General features: G+C 66.0%; 24 protein-coding genes and 1 pseudogene. 11 read left to right on the forward strand and 14 right to left on the reverse strand.

Annotation, left to right across the window (positions count from 1 at the left end):
- The first annotated feature begins 347 nt into the window (after nt 1-347).
- The 3 genes from FDW81_RS11520 (at nt 348) to FDW81_RS11530 (ending at nt 4,382) form a co-directional block, all read left to right on the forward strand.
- The gene (locus FDW81_RS11520) at nt 348-1,421 is read left to right on the forward strand and encodes a GNAT family N-acetyltransferase (RefSeq protein ID WP_138134334.1); all 1,074 of its coding nucleotides are present in this window, start codon (nt 348-350) and stop codon (nt 1,419-1,421) included.
- Between the two features lie 109 nt (nt 1,422-1,530).
- Nucleotides 1,531-2,844 (forward strand): peptidoglycan bridge formation glycyltransferase FemA/FemB family protein, encoded by a 1,314-nt coding sequence (locus FDW81_RS11525; RefSeq protein WP_138134335.1) that lies wholly within the window; start codon nt 1,531-1,533, stop codon nt 2,842-2,844.
- A gap of 35 nt (nt 2,845-2,879) precedes the next feature.
- A complete protein-coding gene (locus FDW81_RS11530) occupies nt 2,880-4,382 on the forward strand; it encodes a threonine/serine exporter ThrE family protein (protein WP_138134336.1) in 1,503 nt (500 codons plus the stop codon).
- A 6-nt stretch (nt 4,383-4,388) separates the two neighbouring features.
- Here FDW81_RS11530 and FDW81_RS11535 read toward each other — a convergent pair whose 3' ends face one another.
- Both FDW81_RS11535 and FDW81_RS11540 read right to left on the reverse strand, forming a co-directional pair.
- A complete protein-coding gene (locus tag FDW81_RS11535; RefSeq protein ID WP_138134337.1) occupies nt 4,389-5,228 on the reverse strand; it encodes a siderophore-interacting protein in 840 nt (279 codons plus the stop codon).
- Nucleotides 5,229-5,242: 14 nt separating this feature from the next.
- Nucleotides 5,243-6,019 (reverse strand): uracil-DNA glycosylase, encoded by a 777-nt coding sequence (locus FDW81_RS11540; RefSeq protein ID WP_138134338.1) that lies wholly within the window; start codon nt 6,017-6,019, stop codon nt 5,243-5,245.
- Between the two features lie 99 nt (nt 6,020-6,118).
- On the opposite strand from FDW81_RS11540, the gene FDW81_RS11545 reads away from it, so the two are divergent.
- From FDW81_RS11545 to groL, 5 genes are all read left to right on the forward strand, one after another.
- A complete protein-coding gene (locus tag FDW81_RS11545; protein WP_138134339.1) occupies nt 6,119-6,448 on the forward strand; it encodes a DUF3263 domain-containing protein in 330 nt (109 codons plus the stop codon).
- Between the two features lie 50 nt (nt 6,449-6,498).
- Nucleotides 6,499-7,173, forward strand: coding sequence for a LytR C-terminal domain-containing protein (locus FDW81_RS11550; protein ID WP_138134340.1), 675 nt, complete (start codon nt 6,499-6,501; stop codon nt 7,171-7,173).
- 167 nt (nt 7,174-7,340) lie between these two features.
- Entirely contained in the window at nt 7,341-7,547 is a 207-nt protein-coding gene (locus tag FDW81_RS11555) for a cold-shock protein (RefSeq protein WP_138134341.1), read from the forward strand.
- A gap of 26 nt (nt 7,548-7,573) precedes the next feature.
- Nucleotides 7,574-8,830: an ABC transporter substrate-binding protein gene (locus FDW81_RS11560; RefSeq protein ID WP_138134451.1), complete on the forward strand. Its 1,257-nt coding sequence runs from the start codon at nt 7,574-7,576 to the stop codon at nt 8,828-8,830.
- Between the two features lie 289 nt (nt 8,831-9,119).
- Nucleotides 9,120-10,748 (forward strand): chaperonin GroEL, encoded by a 1,629-nt coding sequence (gene groL, locus FDW81_RS11565; protein ID WP_138134342.1) that lies wholly within the window; start codon nt 9,120-9,122, stop codon nt 10,746-10,748.
- A gap of 154 nt (nt 10,749-10,902) precedes the next feature.
- On the opposite strand, the gene FDW81_RS11570 is transcribed toward groL, so the two are convergent.
- Nucleotides 10,903-12,213, reverse strand: a complete 1,311-nt coding sequence (locus FDW81_RS11570; RefSeq protein ID WP_138134343.1) for an ABC transporter substrate-binding protein — start codon at nt 12,211-12,213, stop codon at nt 10,903-10,905.
- A 268-nt stretch (nt 12,214-12,481) separates the two neighbouring features.
- Here FDW81_RS11570 and FDW81_RS11575 point away from each other — a divergent pair, with 268 nt between their 5' ends.
- On the forward strand, nt 12,482-13,489 hold the full coding sequence (locus FDW81_RS11575) for a ribonuclease HI family protein (RefSeq protein WP_138134344.1): 1,008 nt from the start codon (nt 12,482-12,484) through the stop codon (nt 13,487-13,489).
- Between the two features lie 34 nt (nt 13,490-13,523).
- On the opposite strand, the gene FDW81_RS11580 is transcribed toward FDW81_RS11575, so the two are convergent.
- The 11 genes and pseudogenes from FDW81_RS11580 to FDW81_RS11625 form a co-directional block, all read right to left on the reverse strand.
- The gene (locus tag FDW81_RS11580; RefSeq protein WP_138134345.1) at nt 13,524-13,811 is read right to left on the reverse strand and encodes a WXG100 family type VII secretion target; all 288 of its coding nucleotides are present in this window, start codon (nt 13,809-13,811) and stop codon (nt 13,524-13,526) included.
- A gap of 108 nt (nt 13,812-13,919) precedes the next feature.
- Nucleotides 13,920-15,401: a cell wall metabolism sensor histidine kinase WalK gene (locus FDW81_RS11585; protein ID WP_171027189.1), complete on the reverse strand. Its 1,482-nt coding sequence runs from the start codon at nt 15,399-15,401 to the stop codon at nt 13,920-13,922.
- Between the two features lie 2 nt (nt 15,402-15,403).
- Nucleotides 15,404-16,114, reverse strand: a complete 711-nt coding sequence (locus FDW81_RS11590) for a response regulator transcription factor (RefSeq protein WP_138134346.1) — start codon at nt 16,112-16,114, stop codon at nt 15,404-15,406.
- Between the two features lie 82 nt (nt 16,115-16,196).
- Nucleotides 16,197-16,583 (reverse strand): multicopper oxidase domain-containing protein, encoded by a 387-nt coding sequence (locus FDW81_RS11595; RefSeq protein ID WP_240720220.1) that lies wholly within the window; start codon nt 16,581-16,583, stop codon nt 16,197-16,199.
- A complete protein-coding gene (locus FDW81_RS11600) occupies nt 16,526-17,629 on the reverse strand; it encodes a multicopper oxidase domain-containing protein (RefSeq protein WP_171027190.1) in 1,104 nt (367 codons plus the stop codon). The genes FDW81_RS11595 and FDW81_RS11600 overlap by 58 nt, the downstream gene beginning before the upstream one ends.
- Nucleotides 17,626-18,189 (reverse strand): hypothetical protein, encoded by a 564-nt coding sequence (locus FDW81_RS18125; protein WP_171027191.1) that lies wholly within the window; start codon nt 18,187-18,189, stop codon nt 17,626-17,628. Before FDW81_RS18125 ends, FDW81_RS11600 begins: the two co-directional genes overlap by 4 nt.
- Nucleotides 18,190-18,219: 30 nt before the next feature.
- Nucleotides 18,220-18,603, reverse strand: coding sequence for a hypothetical protein (locus FDW81_RS11605; RefSeq protein ID WP_138134349.1), 384 nt, complete (start codon nt 18,601-18,603; stop codon nt 18,220-18,222).
- 193 nt (nt 18,604-18,796) lie between these two features.
- A pseudogene (locus FDW81_RS11610) lies at nt 18,797-19,034 on the reverse strand (DUF427 domain-containing protein); the annotation flags it as partial.
- Nucleotides 19,006-20,652, reverse strand: a complete 1,647-nt coding sequence (locus FDW81_RS11615; RefSeq protein WP_138134350.1) for a DNA repair helicase XPB — start codon at nt 20,650-20,652, stop codon at nt 19,006-19,008. The gene FDW81_RS11615 and the pseudogene FDW81_RS11610, both read right to left, overlap by 29 nt.
- Before the next feature lie 13 nt (nt 20,653-20,665).
- Nucleotides 20,666-23,149: a helicase-associated domain-containing protein gene (locus FDW81_RS11620; RefSeq protein ID WP_138134351.1), complete on the reverse strand. Its 2,484-nt coding sequence runs from the start codon at nt 23,147-23,149 to the stop codon at nt 20,666-20,668.
- A gap of 10 nt (nt 23,150-23,159) precedes the next feature.
- Nucleotides 23,160-23,393 (reverse strand): hypothetical protein, encoded by a 234-nt coding sequence (locus tag FDW81_RS11625; protein ID WP_138134352.1) that lies wholly within the window; start codon nt 23,391-23,393, stop codon nt 23,160-23,162.
- A gap of 230 nt (nt 23,394-23,623) precedes the next feature.
- Here FDW81_RS11625 and FDW81_RS11630 point away from each other — a divergent pair, with 230 nt between their 5' ends.
- Together FDW81_RS11630 and FDW81_RS11635 are read left to right on the forward strand one after the other, a co-directional pair.
- Complete coding sequence (locus FDW81_RS11630; RefSeq protein WP_138134353.1) at nt 23,624-24,007, forward strand: cold-shock protein; 384 nt, start codon at nt 23,624-23,626, stop codon at nt 24,005-24,007.
- A gap of 6 nt (nt 24,008-24,013) precedes the next feature.
- Nucleotides 24,014-24,625, forward strand: coding sequence for a DUF3027 domain-containing protein (locus FDW81_RS11635; RefSeq protein ID WP_138134354.1), 612 nt, complete (start codon nt 24,014-24,016; stop codon nt 24,623-24,625).
- Nucleotides 24,626-24,694 lie beyond the last annotated feature (69 nt).

Consider the following 24,694-nt stretch of genomic DNA (forward strand, 5'->3'; position numbering starts at 1 on the left):
CGCAGGCTACAGCCCTCAGTTGTGGAGGGCAGCCCGCCAATTCAGGGTGGACGCGAAAGAACACCGGGGTCCAGACAAGGTTCAGGCCAAGCTGCACCGCCTAAGCCGTCAGCGCCCGCCTGGTCCGCTGGGTCCGCTTCTGCCACACCAGCCACGCGGCAACCGTCAACTCTTCGTCGTAAGGCTGCATGGTTCCACATTTGCCAACCCCCGCACCCCCGTCAAGGCAGTCCGCCGCACCCTCCCCTGATAAGGCTGCACCGATCCAGGCTTTAGACTTGAGGCTGCATGTCCGCACGCAGACACGAGTACCGAACCGCGCACGAAACCGATTGGACACGTCCCCCTTGCGAGAATTCACCGCACGATTTGCCACCGCCGAGGAAATTGAAAACTGGGACAAGCACGTCACGGCCAACCCCAACGGCGGCAACATGCTGCAGTCGGCCGCGTACGCCACGGTGAAGAACGGCAGCGGCTGGAAAGTCCGCTTCCTGGTGCTGGAAGGCGGGGAAACCGCCAGCTACAACCTCGTGCTGGAAAAGAGCTTCCCGGTGCTGGGCCGGCTCTGGTACCTGATCAAGGGACCGGACCTGGCGGCAGTGCAAGACCTGAAGGGAGCACTGGAGGCCTGTGCTGCCTTTGTCCGCAGCCGAAAGCTGAATGTCTTCACCATCAAGATCGAGCCAGACATCGTGGACTCAGCCGAGGCGCAGGCGGAGCTGGCGGAAACCGGCCTGATCAAGGCGCCCAATATCCAGTCCAATGACTCCACCGCACTGCTGGACATATCGGGGCCGGAAGAGGCCGTGTTCAAAGCCATTTCGTCCCGCGCCCGCAACGCCATTCGACGGGCCGAGCGGGAAGGCTGCGAGGTGGTCCGCAGGGAGCACGGCCTGGAGACCTACCGGGACCTGTACGACCTGATGGCGGACACTGTGAAGGCCAAGGGCTCCATGCCGCTGCGCAGCTACGGGTACTACGCCGCCTTTTGGGAGGAGTTCTGCACCAGGGGCCAGGGCAACTTCTTCTTTGCTTACGAGGACGGAAAGCCCAGCGTGGGCGCCTTCGTCATCAACTACGGGTCCAAGGCCACGTACAAGGACGGCGGCTCGCTTCAGAACCGCAAGCAGTACGGCGATTCACATCTGGTCCAATGGGCAGCCATCCGCCGCATGCAGGAACTGGGCTGCACGGAATACGACTTCTGCGGCACGCCGCCCGCTGCCCGGCTCAAGGACAAGACCCACAACCTCTACGGCATGGGGATGTTCAAGACCAGCTTCGCCAAGACCGTCACCGATTTCGTGGGGTGCCAGGACTACGTACTTGTGCCCTGGAAGCACCGGCTCTGGGTCAAGGGAGCAGAAAGAGTGTTCCGGCGGATGGAAACTGCCCGCACCGGCCAGCAGTTCTACTGACCTGACCCCGGAACAGCCGCCGCAGCTGTACTTCCGGTTAGTCCATCAGACCCACCTCGCCCACAGCCTGCGGCGGGCGGGCCGCCCATTCGTGAAGAAGGTATTTCCCTTGAACGCAATCACCGCCGCCGACCTTGAGTTCGCCGTGCTCAGCGACGCCGACTTCGAGCAGTTCGCGCTGAAGCACCCCCAGAACAGCTTCCTCCAGTCCGTTGACTTCGCCCGGTTCCAGCGTGCCAGGGGGCAGCAGGTGGAGCTCTTCGGAGTACGCCGGGGCGGGGAACTGGTGGCGGCCGGAAAACTCAACTACACCACCACCCGCCTGGGCTACACCATCTGTGAATGCGCCAAGGGCCCCCTGATGGACTACACCGATCCTGCCCTGGTGCGCGCCGTCGTCGAACTTCTCCGCAAGCGTGCCGCAGAGCGCAAGGCGGCGGAACTGCGGATATCGCCAAACCTGAAGTACATCGCCCGTGACGCCGACGGTGCGGAGCACCCGGAGGTCGAGGACAACCGGCCGCTGGTGGCAGAGCTCGCCGGGCTGGGCTTCCAGCACCAGGGCCTGGACATGAACTTCGTGAACGTGAACTGGATGTTCGTCAAGAGCTTGGAAGGCATCCAGGACGCCGAAGAACTGATCATGGGCACCAGCTACCGAACCCGGAAAGCGATCCGCAAGGCTGAAAAGAACGGCGTCTTCCTGGAACAGGCCACCCTGGACACACTGGACGAGTTCTACGGTGCCCTGAGCAAGGCGGGTGACGAGAAGGGATTCGTCTACCGGGAGCGCGAATACTACGAACAGCTCCTCCGCACCACCTCGCCCGAGTTCACCAAACTCATGATGGCCAAGATCGATATCCCCGCTTACCGGAAGTCCATCACCGAGCGGATGGCGGCCGAATCGGCCACTGCCGCGGAACTGCGCCGCGAGGTGGAAGAGACGGGCAGCAAGAAAAAGGCCAACCGGCTCAAGGTGGTCCAGGACCTCGTGGACAGCTACGAGCGAAGCCTGAAGGACATCGAGCGCTTCCCCGATTCCGTCGGTGTAGCCACCGTGGCCGCCATCCACTTCGTCTGCTACGGCGACGAGGTGGTGTGCGTCATCGGAGGAACGGTACAGGACTACATCTACTTCAACGGCGCCACATCCCTGTATTGGGGATTGATGCTCCATGCCCTCGAGAAGGGGTACCCGCGGTACAACTTCTATGGAACGTTCGGCATTTCCGGGCAGGACGAGGAAGGCCATGGCGGCTACGAGTTCAAGAAGGGCTTCGGTGGAGAAGTGGTCCAGCTGGTGGGCGACTTTGTGATGCCCGTCCGCCCCGCGGTCTACCACGCCCACCGGCTCGCCCGGGCAGCAGCAGGCGCCGCCCGCCTCCTGTTGGGAAAACTTCCCATCAGGCGCTCCGCCTGACCCGCCAGTAAACCACCACCACGGGAGGAGGGACCATGACCGACCGCCCCGGCCAGCCCGGCGCCGGTTCCCCGAAACGCAGGCCTCACACTGACGGCCTGCCCAAGACCGAGCCACTGACTCCCTCCCAGCTGCGCCAGAACGCTGCTGCCAAGAGGATGCTGCGGCGCCTGGTCCAGGGCGAGAACCCGCCTACGGCACCCCTGAGCATCGTGGACAGGCTCACCGGCAGCCCGTACGCCAATCCCACGATCCAGGTGGGAGGCATGGACACCTCTGCCCGGAAGACCCTGGACTTCGCCCTGCACCTGGCCGAAACCATGTTCCGGTACGGTGCCGGTGCCCTGGAAGTGGAGACCAGTATCATCGCCGTCACCGCGGCACTGGGGCTAAAGAACATCGAGGTGGACATCACTAACCAGTCCGTCGGCATCAACTACGCCCCGAAGGACCAGACGCCCATCTCGCTGCTGCGGGTGGTCCGCTCCTGGACCAACAACTACGCAGGCCTTGCCAAGGTCCACCAGCTGGTGACGGACATCGTGGCCGGGGGAGTGGGGCGGGACGAGGCGATCCGGCGGCTGGACGAGGCCATCACCAGCCCGAAGCCGTTTCCGCGCTGGATGGTCACGGCGGCGTTCGGCACCTTTGCCGCAGCCTTCGTGGCGGTGCTGGGCGGCGGTCCGGTGTCTTCCGCCATCGCGTTCGTGGCCAACATCGGCGTCAGTCTGCTGGCACGGCGGCTGGGGCGGTGGCGGGTGCCGGACTTCTTCATTACCGCCAGCTGCTCACTCGTGGTGACACTGCTGGCACTGCTGCTGTGGCAGTTCGGACTGACCAACTCACCGGCCATCGTGGTGGTGGGCGGAATCCTCCTGCTCCTGCCCACGGGCCGGCTCGTCTCATCGGTCCAGGACGCGATCAACGGCTTCCCTGTTACGGCAGCCGGGCGGTTTCTCTCCACACTGCTGACGTTTGGCGCGATCGTGGCGGGAATCGCCGTCGCCTTGGTCGTGGGCCAGCTGACCGGGATGCCGGGCATCGACGTCACCCAGACTTTCCCGCCTGCCTACGACCTCTGGGTGCTGGTCATCCTGGTGGCCGTGGCAGTCATGGCCATCGGGGTTACTGAACAAACCACCTGGCAGCTCCTGCTGCCCACGGCGGCGGTGGGCGTTGCGGGTTACTTCGTGCTGCTGGCCGGCGGGCTGCTGGGCATCGGCGACCGTTTCTCCCCGGCGCTCGCTGCCGTGGTCATCGGCCTGCTGGCCCGCGTGGTGGCCTTGCGAATGGGTGCGCCCCAGTTGGTGGTTGCGGTTCCTGCCGCGCTGATCCTGCTGCCGGGCCTTACCATTTTCCGTTCGATGTACGTGCTCACCATCGAGGAAACCGAGATCCTGCTCGGTGCCGGCGGGATGCTCAACGCCGGTGCAATTGTCCTGGGCACTGCGGGCGGGATTGTCCTCGGCGACACCCTGGCCCGGCCGCTTACCCGCAACCTGGCCAGCAACGAGCGGCGCCGTGCGCGCCGCCGCTGACTGGGCCTAGATCTGCCCTACGGGGAGTTTCTTTTCCGCCTGGAAAACATCCTCAACGCGGCCCTTCGCCCAGTATCCGGAGAGGGACACCTGCCGGCGTTCGAGGCCCCGCTGTTTGAAGAAGACGTCCCGCAGTGCCTTCATGTAGCCGCGCTCGCCGTGGGCAAAGGCATCCACCCGCCCGGCCGGCCATTCCGCCTCCGCAACCGCCTGCACCAGGAGGCTGCTCTCACCCGCAGGGACACCGTTGCGGGCAAGCCAACGGATATCCACTCCGGCCGGGGCGGCAATCGGCTGGATGTCGGCGTCGGAATCCACCTCGAGGAAGGCGACGCCGGCTGCTTCCGAAGGGAGCGCCTCCAGGCACGCGGCGATGGCAGGCAGCGCCGCCTCGTCCCCGGCGAACAGGTACCAGTCGGCATGGGGGTCCGGGTTGTAGGCGCCGCCCGGGCCGGTGAAGGTCAGGGGATCACCGGGCTGGGCCTGTGCTGCCCAAGGACCCGCCAGTCCTTCGTCCCCATGGACCACGAAGTCAATGGCCAGTTCCCGGGCCGCGGGGTTCACCCAGCGGAGGGTGTAGGTGCGCGTGTAGGGCCACTGTTCCCGCGGCATCGTCTCGCGGATGCTCCACAGGTCCAAAGGGGAGGGGTACTGGACCCCGGGCTGCGGAAAGACGATCTTCACGTACCGGTCGGCGAACCCGTTGTTGACAAAATCCGCGAAGCCTTCACCACCGGCAACAATGCGGACCATATGTGGCGAGAGCTGTTCCCGGCGCACCACGGTGAGGTTGACCTGAGGGCGGCTCTTCTTGTTGGCGCTGGTAGCGGCGGGAACAATGCTCATAAGGTAAGCCTAAGCTAGGCTGATGGCGGAAGCTCCCACATTACTTCGGCGGCACCCTGCTCCCGAAGGAGCGAATTGATGCGGCTGAACGGCCGTGAACCGAAGAACCCGCGTGAAGCGGACAGCGGGCTCGGGTGGGCGCTGGAGACCGCCGGGACTCCGGGCAGAAGCGGGCGCACGCTCTCCGCGTCCTTACCCCACAGCACGGCAACCAGCGGCAACGGTGACCCTCCCGGCCTCCGCCGGTTGGCCAGGGCCTCGACGGCCGCCGTCGTAATCTCTTCCCAGCCTTTCCTGCGGTGGGAACCCGCCGCTCCCGCCCGTACGGTCATCACGCGGTTCAGGAGCAGCACCCCCTGCTGTGCCCATGCCGAGAGGTCGCCATGGACCTTCGGCGGGAGACCGAGGTCCGTTTCCAGCTCCCGATAGATGTTCGCCAGGCTCCGTGGGATCGGCCGGACATGCGGATCAACGGAGAAGGACAGGCCCACCGGGTGGCCCGGCGTTGGATAAGGATCCTGCCCCACGATCAGCACCTTCACCTCATGGAGGGGCTGGCGGAAGGCCCGGAGGACGTTCGACGGCGCCGGCAGGACCTGGTGCCCGGCCGCCACTTCGCCGGCAACGAAGGTGAGCACGTCCCTCAGTTGCTTTTCCACGGGGGAGAGGGCGGCGGCCCAGTCGGGAGCCATCAGTTCCTCGAGCGGAAGCTGTGCCATTTCGGCGAAGCCAACGCTGCCGGCGTGGTCCTGCTCCTGCTCCAGCTCGAACAAGGCATCAGATTCAAACATCGCTCCATTCTTGCAGGGGCCGCAAATGACAATGCTGTTATTCGTCCGTAGCATGGGGGTCAGACATTTACGTAAACCCAGCGAAGGAGAGTGTGCGCCGTGGCGGAACCAGCTCGGAAGCACCTGCCGGAGCAGGATCCGCGGAGCAGTCTGCTGCCGGATTTCAAGCTGCGGGACTCGCCGTTGAGCGAGCGGGACCAGCAGATGCTCGCCCTGGAACGGCAGTGGTGGAAATATGCCGGCGCCAAGGAACAGGCCATCCGCGAGCTCTTCGATCTCTCCGCAACCCACTACTACCAGCTGCTTAACGCCCTGATCGATACAGAGGATGCTCTGGCGCATGACCCCATGCTGGTCAAGAGATTGCGTAGACTACGTACGTCGCGTCACCGTGCACGCACTGCACGCCGCCTGGGGTCCGACGCTTAAGACGCTCACGCTGAATCCTCAGCGGCAACACACAAGGATGTCTTTTTCCCATGACCAAATACGCCCGCGATGAGTTCGACAAGGTCCCCGAGGCCGCGTCGCGACAAGGTGTTCACCGCACAGCCTCTGCTCCGTCACGGGTCCGGCTCTGGCCCATCCTAGCGGTGGGATGTATTGCTCTAGCCATCGGCCTGGTGTCCTTCCTGATCCTTCCCAAGCTTGGATTCGGCGGACCCGCCAGCCAGGCCTCGGCAAGCCTCGAAGCGGCCCCGCTGGCGCAGGCGGGTGCAACGCCCTCCGCCACAGCCAGTGCTTCAGCCACACCCTCCGCCGAGCCATCTCCGTCCGCCTCTTCTGAAGATGCCTCGTCTGAAGATGCTTCCGTTAGCGGGAGCACCGAGGCGGGGACGGGGACCGGCTCCAGCACCCAGCCGACGGCGCTGGCGGCAGTGGACAGGACCCAGGCCGTGGCGGTGTACAACGCCGCCGGAACCTCAGGACTGGCAAGCCGCGTCGGTGGGACGGTGCAGTCGGACGGCTGGACCTTGGGACAGGTAGGCAACTGGGCCGGCTCGCCGCAGCAGGGCTCCACCATTTTCTATGCCGGAGCGGACCAGCTTGCCAATGCGCAGGCCCTGGCCGAACTGCTGGGCGTCCCCACCGTAGTGAACAGCCCAGACTTCCAGGTTCCGCTGGTGGTAGTGCTGGGTCCCGGCTACCGGTAGTCCACCAACTTCGCCCCGCCAGCGGCGGTTACGCCTGAATAACGTTTGAGCCTGGCCCCGCCGGACGGCAGCACCGCCTGCGGGCATTGGCTAGAGTGAGCCGCAGGCGCCGACGGGGCCGGCGGCACCGGTGCAGCTTCCCGGAACTAGCGGAAAGAGTGGTCATCATGGCACGAGGAACCGTCAAATGGTTCAACGCAGAGAAGGGCTACGGCTTCATTACCGTTGACGGCTCGGGAGACGACATTTTTGTCCATTGGTCCGCTATCCAGGGCGAGGGCTACCGGGCGCTGGACGAGGGGCAGCGCGTGGAACTCGAAGTGGGCGAAGGCGACAAGGGCCCGCAGGCGGAAAGCGTCCGGCCGGCCGAGTGAAGCATCTGAACGTACCCGCCGCACGCATGCGCCTGGCGGTCACCGCAACCCTCTGCGCCACGCTGGCGCTCACCGCCTGTTCCGGGGTGACCGGAAACGCCAGGGTGGAAACAGTGGAGGCATCGGGTGACGGAACCCTCCGGATCGGCCTGATCCTGGACAGCGCAGGCGACAGCAGCTTCCTCAACGCTTCCCAGCTGGCCGCCGCAAAGCTTGCCGTGAAGGAGATCAACGACGCCGGTGGCCACAAGGGCCGGCCCGTTGACCTCCTGCCCGTCGAGCCCGGCAAGGATTCGGCGGCCCAGGCACAGGCCCTGGTCCAGGGCAAAGCGGACGCCGTCATCGGTCCCACTGACTCCAGCAACGCGACCGCTGCCGTCGACATCCTCTCAAGGGCGCGGACCCCGCTGATCTCGCCGGCCAACACTGCGGCCGGCCTGAGCAGCATTGCCAGCGGTGGCTACTACTTCCGAACTGCCGCCGCCGACGTCGCGCAAGCGCCTGTGCTGGTGAAGCTGGCCAAGGACGCCGGTGCCGCCAGCGTCTCCGTGCTGCACCAGGAAGGGCCCTACGGCAGTGGCGTATCGGCCGCCGTGTCCGAGTCCGCCCAGCAGGCGGGGCTGGAGGTGGCAGCTACGGCAGGGTTTGAGCCCGGCGGGGCGGCAAGCGCCGCTGCCACCGCCCGCAGGGCGGAAGCGGACGCCGTGATCCTGATCGCCCGTGACGGCGCCCAGGGCGCCCTGGCCGAACTGGACAACGCCGGCCTCGCGGGGTCGAAGATTATCCTCAGCGAGGGCGCTTTCGCCCGGTACGGGTCCAGGCTCGGAAGCAAGGCCTTGGCGGGGGCACGTGCAACAGTTCCGGGACAGCTTCCGTCCTCCGGGTTCCAGGACAGGCTCCTGGGGATCGATCCAACGCTTAAGGACGTGTCCTTCGCAGCAGAAGCCTATGACGCCGTCACCCTTGCCGCCCTGGCTGCCGCCAAGGCAGAGGACGACGCCGGACGTTCCATCGCGGCGAACCTCATCGCGGTGTCCGGCGGGACCGCCGGTACAATGGCGGGCGGCACGGGGTCGGCGCCGGGGGCGCCCTGTCCCACGTACAAGGACTGCATCTCAGGAATGTCCTCCGGCGCGGATATCAATTACGACGGCGAGTCGGGGCCGGTTGCCTTCGACGCCAATGGCGACATCACCACAGCCACGTTCACGGTGTTCACATACGGGGAAGACAACAATCCAACGGCCACTGGCGTCGAAACCGCGGGGCGCCCCGCCAGGTGATCGCCCTTGGCGAAGCGAAGCAGGTGAGGGCGCTTCCGCCTGCGGATTCGCTTGCACTCTCACGTGGGGAGTGCTAATTATGGAGTTAGCACTCTGACGTACCGACTGCTAAAGCAAAGCCTGGTTCCGGCCGGCGGCGCGCGGCACCGGGCGAGGAGCGAAGAAACACCTAACTGGAGTGAGACCCCCATCCGTAGGCATACAGAGGCCGCCGGCGAAGGGTCGTCCGTCGCGGGCACTGCAGCGAAGGTTCATTCTTAACGACTGTCCCGAAAGGACTACTGCCGTTATGGCCAAGATCATTGCATTTGATGAAGAGGCACGCCGCGGCCTTGAGCGGGGCCTGAACACCCTCGCCGACGCCGTTAAGGTCACCCTCGGCCCGCGTGGACGCAACGTCGTCCTCGAGAAGAAGTGGGGCGCCCCCACGATCACCAACGATGGTGTTTCCATCGCCAAGGAGATCGAGCTGGACGACCCCTACGAGAAGATCGGCGCCGAGCTGGTCAAGGAAGTCGCCAAGAAGACGGATGACGTCGCTGGTGACGGCACCACCACGGCTACCGTTCTGGCCCAGGCCCTGGTGAAGGAAGGCCTGCGCAACGTTGCTGCCGGCGCCGACCCGCTGTCCCTCAAGCGCGGCATCGAGAAGGCCGTTGACGCCGTTACCGCCGAGCTGCTGAACTCCGCCAAGGAAATCGAAACCAAGGAAGAGATTGCCGCCACGGCATCCATCTCTGCCGGTGACGACGAGATCGGTGCCCTGATTGCCGAGGCCCTGGACAAGGTTGGCAAGGAAGGCGTCATCACTGTCGAGGAGTCCAACACCTTCGGTCTGGAGCTTGAGCTCACGGAGGGCATGCGCTTCGATAAGGGCTACATCTCCGCCTACTTCGTCACCGACGCAGAGCGCCAGGAGACGGTCCTTGAGGATCCGTACATCCTGATCGTCAACTCCAAGATCTCCAACGTCAAGGAACTGGTTGCAGTCCTCGAAAAGGTCATGCAGTCCAACAAGCCGCTGCTGATCATTGCCGAGGACATCGAGGGCGAGGCCCTGGCCACGCTGATCGTCAACAAGATCCGCGGTACCTTCAAGTCCGTCGCCGTCAAGGCTCCCGGCTTCGGTGACCGCCGCAAGGCACAGCTCGCCGACATCGCCGTCCTCACCGGCGGCCAGGTCATCTCCGAGGAAGTTGGCCTCAAGCTGGAGAACGCCGGCCTGGAACTCCTGGGCAAGGCACGCAAGGTTGTTGTCACCAAGGACGAGACCACCATCGTCGAAGGTGCAGGCGACGCCGACCAGATTGCCGGCCGCGTTTCCCAGATCCGGGCCGAGATCGAAAACTCCGATTCCGACTACGACCGCGAGAAGCTGCAGGAGCGCCTGGCCAAGCTGGCCGGCGGCGTTGCAGTCATCAAGGCCGGCGCCGCAACGGAAGTTGAGCTCAAGGAGCGCAAGCACCGCATTGAAGATGCAGTCCGCAACGCAAAGGCTGCTGTTGAGGAAGGCATCGTTGCCGGTGGCGGTGTGGCCCTCATCCAGGCCGGCGCCAAGGCGTTCGCAAACCTGCAGCTCTCCGGAGACGAAGCAACCGGCGCCAACATTGTGCGTGTTGCCATCGATGCTCCGCTGAAGCAGATTGCCTTCAATGCAGGCATGGAGCCCGGCGTGGTGGTTGACAAGGTCCGCGGCCTGCCCGCCGGCCACGGCCTGAACGCCGCAACCGGTGAATACACCGACCTGCTGGCTGCCGGCGTCAACGATCCCGTCAAGGTGACCCGCTCTGCCCTGCAGAACGCGGCCTCCATTGCCGGCCTCTTCCTCACCACCGAGGCCGTAGTCGCCGACAAGCCGGAAAAGAACCCGGCACCCGTCGGCGGCGGCGACGAGATGGGCGGCATGGGCGGCTTCTAAGCCTCCCTGCCGGGACCCGTCCCGCCTGAGCAAAAAAGCGGCCCCCTCCCTCGAGGGGGCCGCTTTTGTTTCTTGCCGTGCAAAGTTTTTGTCCAGATATGCAGGGCTGAACTGCCCGGACGCCGGTTGACCTGCACAAAACTTCCGGATGCCCCTACTTGCTGGCGCCGGAGATCATCCCTTCAACTTCCTTCTTGAACGCCTCGGCGGCGGCCTGCGGGCTTAGCCGGTCGTACAGCACTTCGTCAGTGAAGCGCTTGATCACGTTCTGCACGCTGCCTGCACCTACAGGTGGGACCGGCGGAGCTGCCTTGATATCCGGCTGAATGTCCTTCAGGAAGCCCACCACGGTGGTGTCTGCCGGCTTCAGGGACGGAGTGATGCTCTCCACGATCTCCGAATTGGTGGGCACCCCACGGTCCGTCATCAGGATCGCTCCCGCCTCCGGGCTGTTGGCAAGGTAATTGATGAAGGTGGAGGCTGCCTCCGGGTGCTTCGAGCGGGAGGAAGCGGACCAGAACATCGTGGGCTTGTAGTACATGCCGTTATCCGCAGCGCTGCCGTCGATGCTGGGTGCCTGGAGCATCTTGATGCTGCTGCCCGTGGTGGCCTCAAGCGATCCGAGCTGGTTTGTCCACCACCACGCCATGCCCACCCTGTTGGTGCCGAACAGGCTTTCCTCCAGGCCTGCGCCGGCGTCCTCGGTGGCCACGGTGGCCGGCGGGCTTGCCTTGGAGTCCCGCTGTTCCTTCAGCCGCTCCCAGAAGGCGGCTGCTGTTGCAGTATTGAAATCGAGCTTGCCATCCCCGGAGTAGAGGTTCTCCCCGTGCTGGCGCAGCCAAATGATCAGGTCCGCCTCGTTGCTGCCGTACGCGGCGCCGTAGTTTTTGCCGTCGCCGGCGGCGCTGATCTTCGAAGCTGTTTCAATGAAGTCATCCCAGGTCCACGTGGTGTCGTCCGGGATGGGAACACTGGCCGCTTCGAAGACCTTCGTGTTCGCCATGATGACGTAGGCGTTCTGGCCGGTGCTCAGGCCGTACTGCGCGCCGTCGTACTGGCCGGACGCCAGCGCCTCCTTGTCCAGCTTTGATGTATCGATTCCGCTCTGCTTCGACAGGTCAAGGAGTGCGCCGCGTCCGCCGTACTCTGCGATGTACTTCTGGTCCATCTGGATGATGTCCGGGGCGTCGTTGGCTGCGGTCTTGGTGGCCAGCTTGTCCCAGTAGCTGCCCCATTCACCCGGCTCGGATTCGATCTTGATGTTCGGGTGTTCCGCCTCGAACGCGTCAATGACCTTTTCGGTCTGCGCGTTAAGGTACTCGTTGCCCCACCAGGCGAACCGCAGGGTCACTTCCTCACTGTTGCCGGCGCCTGAGGAACTGCCGCAGCCCGTCGCGAGGAGGGAAAGGGCCACGGCTGCCGCGCCAAGCTGGAACCGCCTGCGGCTGAGGGTGGGGATCGTCATTGATGTGCCTTCCTGGTGCTGATCGCTTTCTCCGACCGGCTGCTGCCCCTTGCCTTCAGCCGCTCCAGAAAACGCTTTCACGTTTCGTAAACCCGATTCTGCCCCCACCAGCGGGCAAGGTCAAGAGTTTCGGTAAACGCTTTCCTGCTACTGGTTTCCCGCGGGTCGGTGATCGGTGCTACGTGCCGCCCGCGGGCAGTCCTGCCAGTACTGCAGCCGCGGGCTGGCAGACCTCCGGTTTGCCGGCCCGGTCTGGCAGGATGGACCGGTGACGATTACTGCAGCGGCTGACGGTTCAGCCTTGGGAAACCCGGGTCCTGCCGGCTGGGCCTGGTTCGTGAACGATGACTGCTGGCGTGCCGGAGGCTGGCCCCACGGGACGAACAACCAGGGCGAGCTGATGGCTGTCCTGGATCTGCTGCGCGCAACCGCCCACCTGCCGCAGGAGGACCTGCGCATCCTTTGCGACAGTCAGTACGTCATCAATTCGATCACCAAGTGGATGCCGGGCTGGAAGCGCAAAGGCTGGCGCAAGGCCGACGGCAAGCCCGTCCTGAATGTGGAGCTGCTCAAGGAACTGGACCGGGAGCTCGCCGGCCGGAAGTACACCTTCGAATGGGTCAAGGGGCATGCCGGGCATGCCCTGAATGAAGCTGCCGACGAGCGTGCACGGGCTGCCGCGACTGCCTTCCAGCAGGGTGTGGCCGCCCGTTCAGGCCCCGGATTTCCCGGTGCCCACCATATACCTCCGGCCACGGGAGCCAAAGCGGCGGCCCAGGCCACAGAAGCCAGGGACGTCAGCGAAGCCAAATCCGCCCACCAGACGCCTTCGGCGACGCCGGCACGGGCAGACGCCTATGAAGAACCGGACCTCTTCAGTCAACTGGGCAGCGGGGCCTTCGACGCGGACGGCACTGCCATCCGGGCAGCGTCAGCCCCGCCAGAGGCGCTGGTTGAGGAACTGGAGCGTGAGCTGCTGGGCCCGCTGGTCCGGGGGGATATCGGACGGACAGCCGTCCTGCTGCACCCAGATTTCATGGAGTTCGGCAGCTCCGGCAGGGTATGGACCCGCGACGCCATGATGATGGCGCTGGAGGAAGACCCGGGGGAGCGGACCGACATTGAGATCCTCAGTGTGGACCGGATCGGGGCCGAGGCAGTCCTGCTGACCTATCGCAGCCACGCGCGCTCCGGCACGGTCCTGAGAAGCTCCTTGTGGGTGTTGGATGGGGGCCGCTGGCGGCTGCGTTTCCACCAGGGCACGCCGGAGGCCTGATCCGTTCCAGCCCTCGCGCCCGGTTGGAGACGGCTCAGCTGAATCGCTGGGTGTTGCCCTGCTCCGCCTGGGCGTAGGTGGCCGCCGCGGAGGCGAGCGCCGCGTTGATGGAAGCAAGGGAAGCCTCCACCCGACCCTGCGTGATGGTCCACTCGGTGATGAGCGCCTGGAAGTTGGTGGCAGCGGAGCCCCGCCATGAGCCCTGGAGTTCGTCCAGTCCGCGTTTCATGGTTTGGACGTCCGCGCTGATCCTGTCCACTGTTGCCTGGACGCTGGCGGACTTCAGCTGCAGGAGTTCGGTATCGACGGAGATGATGCTCATTGGCCGTGCCTTTCGCTGTGACGGGCAGCGCAGGCTGCCCCGCCCGGCTGTTCCGGGCTGCTGCAACGAGCCTAGGGAAACGGCTGCAGGCACGGCCACAGTCCGTGGCTATATGTGGACAACCTCGCCGCCGCTGCCGGCGGCGCCGGGCTCCGCCGGTGCTTCCTCCCGGTGAGGCAGGCTGACCACCAGGGTTGCGCCGCCGCCGTCGGTATCTTCCACCCGGACGGAACCGCCGTGGGAGCCGACAATCGCCGCGACGATGGCGAGCCCGAGCCCGCTCCCTCCGGTCTCCCTGGTCCGGGACGTATCCGCCCGGTAGAACCGCTCAAAAACCTTGGAGGCATCGTCCGCGGATATCCCCGGCCCGTGGTCGCGCACCTCAATGACGGAGCGCCGCTGCCCGTCCTCCTGGCTCCGGACTCCTACGGCCAGTTCAATGGGGCTGCCAGCCGGCGTGTAGCGGAGGGCGTTGCCCATGAGGTTGCCCACCACCTGCCGGAGTTTGGCTTCGTCGCCCAGCACTGGTGCGGGCGCAGGAGGCCCCCCGTCGAGCCCGGTGAGGGTGATGGCGCGGGAGCGGTCGCTTGCCTGCGTGTCCACCACGGCGTCGTGGGCAATGAGCTGAAGGTCCACGGGCTTCTGCTGCAAAGGCCGCTGCTCGTCCAGGCGTGCCAGCAGCAGCAGGTCCTCCACCATGGAGCCCATCCGCTTGGCTTCGCTTTCGATCCGGCCCATGGCGGTGGCCACATCCTCCTCGGTGGTCAGTGCCCCGTGCCGGTATAGCTCGGAGAACCCGCGGATGGTGACCAGGGGGGTGCGCAGCTCATGGGATGCGTCGGCGGCGAACCGGCGCATCCTCGCCTCTGACGCCGTGCGGGCTGCGAACGCGGTTTCGATATGGGCGAGCATGGCATTCAGCGAGCTGCTGAGCCGCCCGAGCTCGGTTCCGGGATTTTCCACCTCAACACGGCGGGAGAGATCGCCGGCGGCGATCGCGGCTGCTGTTTTTTCCACCCTGGCCAGCGGCCGGAAGGATCGGGAAACGGTCCAGCTGGCGATCAGGGAGGCCAGCAGCAGTGTCAGCAGCCCCACCCCGGTGACTACCAGGGTGGCGTGCTTGAGGACATCGTCCACGCTCCGCAGGGGCAGCCCGATGACCACTACAGCCGTGGTCTGGTTGTTCTGCACCGGCACAGCCACCACACGCCAGTTCTCCCCGTCGGTGCCCCGCGCCTGGTACGGGACAGCACCCCGTGCCTGCGCCTGCTCAACCGTGATGGAGCTGATGTCCGGCCGGCTGTCGGGGTCACCGCCGAAGGGGTAGGGGTCTTCTCCAGGCGCAAAGAGGATCAGGGAGTAGTCGGTGGGGACCATGGGGTTGGTGGGTGCCTGCAACTGCGTAAACGAGCGTTGTTTCCGCGCCAGGTCCACGGCCCCGTACAGCTTGTCGTCCACCTGCGCCTGCAGGTAGCTGTGGAGCAGTGCCAGCGTGCCCGCGCCCGTTACCGTGAGGGCAACTATCAGCAGGGCCATGATCATGGCCACCAGCTGCGTCCTCAGGGAGGCCGACTTCCATCGCTGCAGCAAGGTCAGCGCTTTTCTGCCGTCCGGAGCACGTACCCCACGCCGCGCTTGGTCTGGATCAGGGCCGGAGCGTCGGGGTCGATGTCCACCTTTCGGCGCAGGTAGGAAATGTAGGACTCCACGATGGAGGCGTCGCCATTGAAGTTGTACTCCCACACATGGTCCAGGATCTGTGACTTGGACAGCACCCGGTTGGGGTTGAGCATAAGGTAGCGGAGCAGTTTGAACTCGGTGGGGGAGAGCTCGATTACGGTTCCGCCGCGGCGTACTTCGTGGGCGTCGTCGTCGAGCTCCAGGTCATCGACGCGGATCACGGCGTCGTCGTCCAGCAGCGGCTGCGTACGGCGCAGCACCGCGCGGATGCGCGCCACCACCTCGTCCAGGCTGAAGGGCTTGGTCACGTAGTCGTCGCCGCCCACCGTGAGGCCCGTGACCTTGTCCTCGGTGTCGTCCTTGGCCGTCAGGAAGAGGACCGGGAAGTGCTTTCCGGAGGCGCGGAGACGGCGGGTGACTGTGAACCCGTCCATGTCCGGGAGCATGACGTCCAGCACGGCCAGGTCGGGCGCCTGTGCATCGGCGGCGGCCAGCGCGTCCCTGCCGTTCGCGGCCGACACCACGTCAAAGCCGGCGAACCGCAGCGAGGTGGAAAGGAGCTCCCGGATGTTGGGTTCATCGTCAACAACAAGGAGCTTCGCTTCTGGACCGTTCTTGTTCATGCTCCCATCATGCTCCCAGACTCTGGGAGTTGTCTGGAAGTTCCATGGGAGAACATCCAGCCGGGTGCCGCAGGGGAAAGTGCTACTCCGCCCGGTTCCCCGCAGGCCCGCCGTGCGTAAAGGGGGAGGAGTAGCCGCGGTACTGAAGGTGCATCATCATCCCTTCCGCGGCGTGATCCAGGTTGTGGCAGTGGTCCACCCAGATGCCGGGGTTGTCGGCGGTGAGGAGCACTTCCCAGACTTCGCCGGGCAGGACATCGAAGGTATCCAGGACCAGGGGCATGCCTGGCGGCTGTCCGTTCCTGGCCAGCACCTGCACATGGTGGCTGTGGGGGTGCATGGGATGGGGCTCCGAGGTCCTGTTCACCACGGTCAGTTTTACCGTGTCGCCTTCCTGCACCACGAGGGGTTCTATTTGCGGAAATGCGGCCCCGTTGACGGTGTAGGCGTAGCGTGGGACGCCGTCCACAAACCGGAGCTGCCGGTCCAGGACCATGACTGCCGTACGGTTCCAGCCGGTTCCGGCAGCCGGCAGCCCTGCCGCCCGGACGCCTGCCCAGAGGCAGCAAGGAGGTCCAGTTCGGTGCCGGCGCGGAAATCAGCTGTTGCCGGGGTTGGTGCTGCGCCATGGGCGGCAGGGGGTGTTGCACCATCGGCGGCAGGAACAAGGACGACGGCGGCGCTGGAGCTGCCTTCCGTCCGCAGCGTCACCGGATGATCCGGCACCGTGAACGTAAGGTCCATCCTGCCGCCGGCGGGCAGCCGGAGGATGGTTCCGGAGGCCTCCGCCGCTGGAACGCCAACGCCGGCCGCCAGTTCGGCCCCGTCCACTGCAGCCACTGAATAGTGCGTACCGAGAAGCTGGTACCGCTGGGGGAGCGAGTCGGTGTTGACCAGCCGCAGCCTGGCATCGGTGCCGGTTCTGGCCTCATGGACCTGCACCCCGTCAGAGCTGCCCAGGAGGGTCAGCGACGCCAGCGAATGTCCCGCCACCACCAGGTCGGTGGCGGCCCGGGGCACTCCGGGGTCCCGGACCACCAGCGTGCCGTACAGTCCTTTGCGCACGCCCTCGGCGGACATCTGGTGCGTGTGGTACCAGTAAGTGCCGGTTTGCCGCGCCTCAAACCGGTAGGTTATTGCCTGCCCCGGCCGTAGGGTGTCCTGGGTGCCGCCCGCCACGCCGTCCATAGCGTTGGGGACGTCGTAGCCGTGCCAGTGCAACGTCACTCCGGCGGCAACGTCGCGGTTGGCGAGAACGACTTCGATAATGTCCCCAAGCTCCGCTTCCAGCGCCGGGCCGGGGAGCGAACCAAACGTCCAGGCTTCCACTGTCTTTCCAGCGGCAGACGTGATGGTCTGCTGCCTTGCCGTGAGCTCAAAATGCCGTACCGGGGCGCCCTGTGGGAGCTCGCCTGTGAGCTCGGTGACGGGGCGGAGTCCGGGATCTGCGGCTGTGCTGCCGGACGCAGCACCGCCGCCAATGGGTCCGGCGTGGTGGCCGACGGGGGCTATCACCCTTCCCTCGGCGCTGCGGCTGCCGAGCCAATCCAGTGCGGGGCGGCCAGCACGGTGCCGAGCATCAGCACCCCCACGGCGGTGGCTGCCCGTGAACGCCGCCGCGCGCCGGCCGGCCCGAAGAGGATCCAGCACATCAGGGCTCCGCAGGCAGCCACGGCAAGGAGGGCGGCGGTAGCGGCGGGGTGCGGGTCAAAACCGAGGACAACAGGCACCAGCAGGGAGGCAGACGCCCCGACAGCCGCCCCGAGGACAAGGACGGGTGCGGGGAGCCGCAGGTACGTCCCGGCCTGGACGTCGGGAACGCCCCGCCGGGCAAGGCAATGAAAGGGGGCAATTCCGCTCGCCAGCGCCGGGAGCACCAGCAGGGGAAGTCCGACGACGGCGCGTTCGCCGGCGAAAAGCCATCCTGCGGCCGTAAGCGAGGCTACGGCCGCGACCTTCGACGCTGTGAGGACAAGGGCTGCGACCAGCGACGGGAGTGCCAGGCGCGTACCGGAGGCAGGAGCCGCCGTCGGACGCCTGCCCGCCTCCAGGACAACCGGGGCACCGCGCACCATGCCGCTGCCGTCAGGACCGACAGGACAAGGTCAAGCCCCAGCAGCTGCGAGGCGCCCATGAAGGCCCGGCTTAGACTGGGCGGTGCTGCCGGCCGCAGCCCTGGCGACGGCCGGCTGGGCAGCGCGCAGGAGGGCGCGGGAACGGAGAAAGAGCCTGTAGGACATGAAGATGATCAGCATGCCCGTGACAGGATGGATGCTGGCAACCCAGGAGCCGGCAGGCGTGACATGCTCCTCCGACGAACCCGTCAGCATCCCGCCCACTATGAAGATCAGCAGCTGAACAAGGGACATCACGAAGATTCCGACAGCCAGCCAGATGGTTCGCTTCCCTGCCCGCGCAATTGCCGTCAGGATGATGGCCAGGAGTGCCAGGCCCCGCAACACGTATTGTCCGTTCAGGGAATGGAACACGGACGCGTCATCATGTCTTCCACGGTGTTCTGGAAGAACATGTACCCGGCGAAGAACAGCTGCAGTACCGCGGATGCCAGCAGGAGGGTTGGACACCCCCTACCAAACGGTATTTCCCCCTATTCATCCATTTGGTGTGCGGGGCTTCACCAGCCAAGCGTTCCTGGTGCACCCTTGAAGGGGCCTACCACCCGCAGAAGCTGCTCCCCGGCGCTGGCTCCAGCGCACCCGGCTTGAAGGCCGAGCGGGGCAGGTAATAGACGGGCGGATGGCTCGTCTGCAGGACGCGGAGCGAGTCCACGGTGTCGACGATCAGCCCTCCTGCCCAGGAAGATCCTGGTCCGTTCACTGCGCGGCTCAACGCGCGGCGGGCGGGGATGGTCCCAAACCGACTCCTGTCCGCTATTCTGCTGCCTGCACATCTTTCGCATCCATGATCCGGTAGGCATACCCCTGCTCTGCCAGGAACCGCTGGCGCTTGGCGGCGAAATCCTGGTCCAAGGTGTCCCGGGCCACCAGCGAGTAGAAGCGGGCTGCCCTGCCGTCCTTCTTGGGCCGCAGCAGCCTGCCCAGCCGCTGTGCCTCCTCCTGCCGCGAGCCGAACGAGCCGGATACCTGGATGGCCACCGAGGCTTCGGGCAGGTCAATGGAAAAGTTGGCCACCTTGGAAACCACCAGCGTTTGGACCTCCCCGGCACGGAACGCATCAAACAGCTTCTGGCGCACCTTCACGGACGTGTCCCCCTTGATGACCGGGGCCTGCAGGCGCTCGCCAAGGTCGTCCAGCTGGTCGATGTACTGGCCGATCACCAGCAGCTGCTCACCGGCGTGCCGCGCCACCAGCTGTTCCACCACCTGCGTCTTGGACTCGGAAGTGGAGCAGAGCCGGTACTTGTCGGCATCGTCAGCCATGGCGTAGGTCACCCGTTCATCCTTGGGGAGGTCAACGCGGACCTCCACACAGTCAGCGGGAGCGATGTAGCCCTGTGATTCGATGTCCTTCCAGGGCGCGTCATAGCGCTTGGGCCCTATCAGGCTGAACACCTCGCCCTCGCGGCCGTCCTCGCGGACGAGGGTCGCAGTAAGTCCCAGCCTGCGCCGCGCCTGGAGGTCCGCCGTCATCCGGAAAATCGGCGCGGGCAGCAGATGGACCTCGTCGTAGATGATCAGGCCCCAGTCGTGGCCGTCCACGAGTTCCAGGTGGGGGTACATGCCGCCCCGCTTCATGGTGAGGACCTGGTAGGTGGCAATAGTGACCGGCCGGACCTCCTTGACCGCTCCCGAGTACTCGCCGATCTCGTCCTCGGTCAGGGAAGTGCGCTTCAGCAGCTCGTCCTTCCACTGGCGGGCCGCCACCGTGTTGGTGACCAGGATCAGGGTGGTGGTGGACCCCGTTGCCATGGCCGCCGCACCCACCAAAGTCTTGCCTGCACCGCAGGGCAGAACCACCACGCCGCTGCCGCCGGCCCAGAAGTTGTCACTGGCCATCTGCTGGTAGGGGCGCAGTTTCCAGCCGTCCTCATTGAGCGCGATCAGGTGCGGGGTGCCGTCCACGTACCCGGCCAGGTCCTCCGCCGGCCAGCCGATCTTGAGCAGGAGCTGCTTCAGCTGCCCGCGCTGGGAAGCGTGCACTACCACAGTCTCGCCGTCGATCCGCGGCCCGAGCAGGGGCTGGATTTTCTTGGCCCGGATCACTTCCTCCAGCACGGGGTAGTCGTCGGTCCTCATGACCAGCCCGTGCTGGGGGTCCTTCTCCAGGCGGAGCCGCCCGTACCGGGACATGGTTTCTTCGACGTCGATCAGCAGCGAGTGCGGAACCGGGAAGCGCGAGTACTTCAGCAGCGTATCCAGCACCTTCTCCGCGTCCAGCCCGGCGGCGCGGGCATTCCACAGCCCCAGCGGCGTCAGCCGGTAGCTGTGCATGTGCTCCGGCGCCCGCTCGAGCTCGGCAAAGGGCGCGATGGCATGGCGGGCTTCGGTGGCCAGCCCATGGTCCACCTCAAGCAGGATGGTTTTGTCGCTCTGGACGATCAGCGGTCCGTCGTTCACGCAGGATGATCCTTCACTGGTGCAGTTCCTCTGCAGCCTCGATATCGATGATGCGGTGGATGGACAGCACCCGCTCTGTTTCCCTGGCAGGGTCGTACACGCGAACCCGTCCGCCGCTCACAGATAGCGGAACAACAATTTCAAGTGTTGCATTCCCCATGCTGTCCACGACGTTCATGCTGATCCGCTGCTTGAGCCTGATGGCCCGCTGCAGGGCCTCCAGCCCCAGCTGGGTACCCACTTCCCCTGCAAGGTGCGCGGCGCTCCCGTGATGTCCGACGGCGGAACCTCCCTGCCGGAGGACTGCAAGCTGGGCGTCCACTTCCTCAGCCCCGGGCGCCATCCGCGGGGCCGTGTAAACAGGACGCGCCGCGTCCGGCGGCGCAGTTGCCCGCAGCCGGATCACCGGTTCGTCAGCGCCGTCCAGGGAAGGCGAGAGGCCAAGGCTCCGCAATACCTGGGCGGCTTCGCGCGGCGGTGCTGAGGACACCAGGACGGTGGGGGCGATTCTCACCAGGTTCAGAACGGCTGTCTTTGGCCCGGACAAAAGTTCCTGCAGCGCGCCCTCGTCCTCGCTCTGGATAAAGCTTGCTGCTGCCCCCACCCGCAGCCTGCCGTGCCGCAGGGCCGTATCCTCCACCAGGTACTCCAGCGGCTGGGGCACCGCTGTGGCGGAGTGCTCCCGGAGGAACGCCAGGATGCCCGCGGGGTCATAGCCGTGATCCAAAGCGCGCTTGATGGACCCGGTGGAGAACCGGTAAATGGTGGCCGGCCCCTGCCCCTCGGCATCCGCCATGAGGACCAGTTTCGCGGTCAGCTCCGGGGCAAGGTACCCCGGGGCGACAGCGGTCAGGTCCGCCTGGAGCAGCACGTGGTTCAGGGCAGCGGGGAGGTGTTCGCCCAGGATGGCAAGGGCGGCGTCGGGCTTCTCTTCAGCCAGGGCGGCTCCCAGCTGGCTCAGTGCCCCCGAACCCACGAGGCCAAGCAGTTCGGCTTCGGCCAGCACGCCGCGGATCATCGAGCTGAAGCGGCGCGCCATCCTCGGCTGCGCCCACTCCGCACGCTGGAGGACGGCGGCAGCGTCCAGCACCGGCGCCGTACCGTCCGCGAAGCCCGCTTCGTCCGTCAGTTCATGCAGGATCTCCAGGATGCGCCTGCGGACCACAGGAGCGTCCGGCCGCTGTGCCTCCGCCGAGAGGGGGACGACGGTGCTTCCCGAGGCTGAGCGGTGGGATGGCGGGCCGCCGCGGTTTCCGTTGATTGGCTGGCCCACCATTGACGGTACGCGCTCGCTGGTTAACCAGGCGTTGACCAGCCAGAGCCACTGTTCCTGCCGGGCCAGTACGAGCCATTCCAGCTGCGGAGGCCGGATCCAGGCGGAGGTATCAACGTCCAGCCGGATGAGGCCGGCCAGCGCGGACAGCTCCAGCAGGAGCCCCGCCTGCTGCTGGCTGACGCGCAGCAACTCGGCGAGGCGTCGGGTCTCGCGTACCCCCACCCCGCCGCTGCGCAGCGTGGCCAGGGGTTGTTCACCTACTGCATGGAGCAGTTCGGCAACCAGGCGCAGGGTCTCCGAAATGGCGCTGAGTGCCGCGTTCCTCCGCAGGGCCGCGGTGGTCCGGCCAAGCTCGGGGACCGGGGGCGAGAGGGTGAAGTCGTTGATGATGGCGCCGCCGCGCAGTGCCAGGCCCACGCTGTGCGGCAGCTCCACGTGGGCCGCGTCCAGCGGAACCAGCAGGCCCCGCGCCAGGAGCCAGTCAACCGGTCCGACGTCGGGCCCCTCCTTGTCGATGGAGGCTTTCCTTTGTGCCTGGGGAACGGCACCCATGGCCCAGTTCCGGAACCTGGCGAGCAGCGCCGTCGTCCGTTCCGGTGCGCTGGAGAGGATCTCCTGTAGGGCTTCGGCGGAGGATGTCCACTGCTGCAGCGCGAGCGCTGCTTCCATGGGGGTGGTGGCGTCGTGGATGGAAGCGCCGCTGCGGCGCAGTTCTGAGACCAGCTGGACCGCCCGCTGGGCGAACGCCGGCTGGAGGCGGACCAGTTCGGTGTAGCTCCTGCCCAGTCCGGCAGGGTAGATTCCCACCACGTCCTTGAGGGAACCGACGGGCAGGTAGTGCCGCTGCCTTGCTGTGGCGGCCGGGGTGCCGTGCGGAGGTTCGGCGCGGTGCACCAGCGCCAGTTCCTGGAGCGAGGCCAGGATCCGGTCAAGGGCTGCCGCCGACGATCCTGGGATCAGCTTGCGGAGGCCGGCGGCGGAGGCGCTATGGCCGGTGTCCGTGTTCGTGCACAGATGAAGGGTTTCGAGGACCTGCATCTGGGGTCGGTTGAGCCGTTCCAGGGCGCGCTGGACGCTGAGCCGGGAGCTTGCCCTCGCGGCAAGGGCGGGGAAGTCCGGGACAGTGGGCGTGACGAGGTCCGGCCGCGCGGCGAACAGCGCACGCAGCGAATCGTCGCTGCGTGCCTCCAGCTCCTTGCTGAGCGCGCGAATGAGGGACATCAGTCCAACGTTACCGCCGGTCAGGCTTTCCTGCCCGGCGGCGACCGGCGACGCCGTCCAGAACCAGGAAGAGCATCAGGAGGAAAGCCAGTGGCAGGCCGTACAGTGCGGAGTAGGTGATCCATGCAGGGGCAACTGTGCCGGCGAAGGCAAAGGCCATCACAGCGGCCACCGCAAGCAGGGAAAGCACGGCGATGGCTGCGGCCGCGATCATAACGGGCCGCCGGTAACGCGAGGGTGTCATGGACGTAACGCTACAGCTCCATCAACGAGGCCGGAGAACGGCGTTTCCGTGGACTCATGGCCGAGGTCGCACAGCGGCGCTGAAAGCGGGATTAGGCCGCCGGGCAGGATAACCTTGAAGGATACAGACCAACGCGGTCTGGAGCTGCCATACCCTGGACCCGCACAACAAGGCGGATGCGGTGGCGGCCGGCCGCGTCTCATGACAGCAGAACGAAGAAGGTTGATTACGTGCCTACCGGCAAGGTCAAGTGGTATGACAAGGAAAAGGGCTTCGGGTTCCTCGCGGGCGAGGACGGCCAGGAGGTATTCCTGCCCAAATCGTCGCTGCCCGAGGGTGTGACGGAGCTCAAGGCCGGGACCCGGGTTGAGTTCGGCGTGGCTGATGGCCGGAAGGGCGCCCAGGCACTGGGCCTGCGCGTCCTGGACAAAACGCCCTCGATCGCCAAGGCCAAGCGACCCAGCGCCAGGGATCTCGCTCCGCTGGTACAGGACCTGGTGACAGTGCTGGACAACCTGTCTGGGACCCTGTCCAAAGGCAAGTATCCGGAAGGCAACAAAGGCAAAGCCATCGCGGCTGCCTTGCGTAAGGTTGCCGACGAGCTGGACGTTTAGGCACCGATGAACCCGGAAGCTGAACAGCCGGTATCAACGGAGCGGGAACAGCAGGCTCCGGCCGCCGGAACCTCCGGCACCGCCGCAGCTGCCAAAGCCGTCTCCACGCGCCGCGCCGGTGTGCCGGTCTGGCGTACCGGCAAGCCCGACGCCTTCCTGGCCGCCGCCGTCGACACCGCGCGCACCGCAATTGAAGGCATCACCGCGGCGGCGAATATTGGCCCGCACCTTGCGGCCAAGAGCGAGGGCGACCGCCTGGTGACGCACCTGTTTGAATCCAGGCTGCCCGGTTACGTGGGCTGGCAGTGGTACGCGGTGCTGACCCGCAATTCCCGGTCCAAAGTTGTCACGGTCAATGAACTGGGCCTGCTGCCCTCCGAGGACTCCATCCTCGCCCCGGAGTGGGTGCCGTGGGCGGAACGCGTGCGTCCGGAGGATGCCCAACAGCAGGAGCCTGAAGGGGTTGAACCGGAGGAAGCGTTGGTGGAAACAGGGGAAGAGGCTCCGGCGCGGGATCCGGAAGAGGCCGCGCCTGCCGGCGGCGATCCGGAGGCTGCGGATTTTGACGCTGACGTTTCGGACGTTGTGGATGGGCCCAGCGGGGACGACGCCGGCTAGGAGTAAAGGCGGAGGTCTCCCTGTGCAGGGAAAATGTTCCCTGCCGGGCTAAACGAAACGGCGCCGCCC

The organism is Pseudarthrobacter sp. NamB4, assembly GCF_005796185.1.
Taxonomy (GTDB): Bacteria; Actinomycetota; Actinomycetes; order Actinomycetales; family Micrococcaceae; genus Arthrobacter.

What these genes read in the sequence shown, in the direction of transcription:
- FDW81_RS11530 (WP_138134336.1), top strand. Translation starts at nt 2,880, where the DNA reads ATGACCGACCGCCCCGGCCAGCCCGGCGCCGGTTCCCCGAAACGCAGG.
- FDW81_RS11535 (WP_138134337.1), bottom strand. Translation starts at nt 5,228, where the DNA reads ATGAGCATTGTTCCCGCCGCTACCAGCGCCAACAAGAAGAGCCGCCCT.
- FDW81_RS11540 (WP_138134338.1), bottom strand. Translation starts at nt 6,019, where the DNA reads ATGTTTGAATCTGATGCCTTGTTCGAGCTGGAGCAGGAGCAGGACCAC.
- FDW81_RS11550 (WP_138134340.1), top strand. Translation starts at nt 6,499, where the DNA reads ATGACCAAATACGCCCGCGATGAGTTCGACAAGGTCCCCGAGGCCGCG.
- FDW81_RS11555 (WP_138134341.1), top strand. Translation starts at nt 7,341, where the DNA reads ATGGCACGAGGAACCGTCAAATGGTTCAACGCAGAGAAGGGCTACGGC.
- FDW81_RS11560 (WP_138134451.1), top strand. Translation starts at nt 7,574, where the DNA reads ATGCGCCTGGCGGTCACCGCAACCCTCTGCGCCACGCTGGCGCTCACC.
- groL (WP_138134342.1), top strand. Translation starts at nt 9,120, where the DNA reads ATGGCCAAGATCATTGCATTTGATGAAGAGGCACGCCGCGGCCTTGAG.
- FDW81_RS11570 (WP_138134343.1), bottom strand. Translation starts at nt 12,213, where the DNA reads ATGACGATCCCCACCCTCAGCCGCAGGCGGTTCCAGCTTGGCGCGGCA.
- FDW81_RS11580 (WP_138134345.1), bottom strand. Translation starts at nt 13,811, where the DNA reads ATGAGCATCATCTCCGTCGATACCGAACTCCTGCAGCTGAAGTCCGCC.
- FDW81_RS11590 (WP_138134346.1), bottom strand. Translation starts at nt 16,114, where the DNA reads ATGAACAAGAACGGTCCAGAAGCGAAGCTCCTTGTTGTTGACGATGAA.
- FDW81_RS18125 (WP_171027191.1), bottom strand. Translation starts at nt 18,189, where the DNA reads ATGGTGCGCGGTGCCCCGGTTGTCCTGGAGGCGGGCAGGCGTCCGACG.
- FDW81_RS11620 (WP_138134351.1), bottom strand. Translation starts at nt 23,149, where the DNA reads ATGTCCCTCATTCGCGCGCTCAGCAAGGAGCTGGAGGCACGCAGCGAC.
- FDW81_RS11625 (WP_138134352.1), bottom strand. Translation starts at nt 23,393, where the DNA reads ATGACACCCTCGCGTTACCGGCGGCCCGTTATGATCGCGGCCGCAGCC.
- FDW81_RS11635 (WP_138134354.1), top strand. Translation starts at nt 24,014, where the DNA reads ATGAACCCGGAAGCTGAACAGCCGGTATCAACGGAGCGGGAACAGCAG.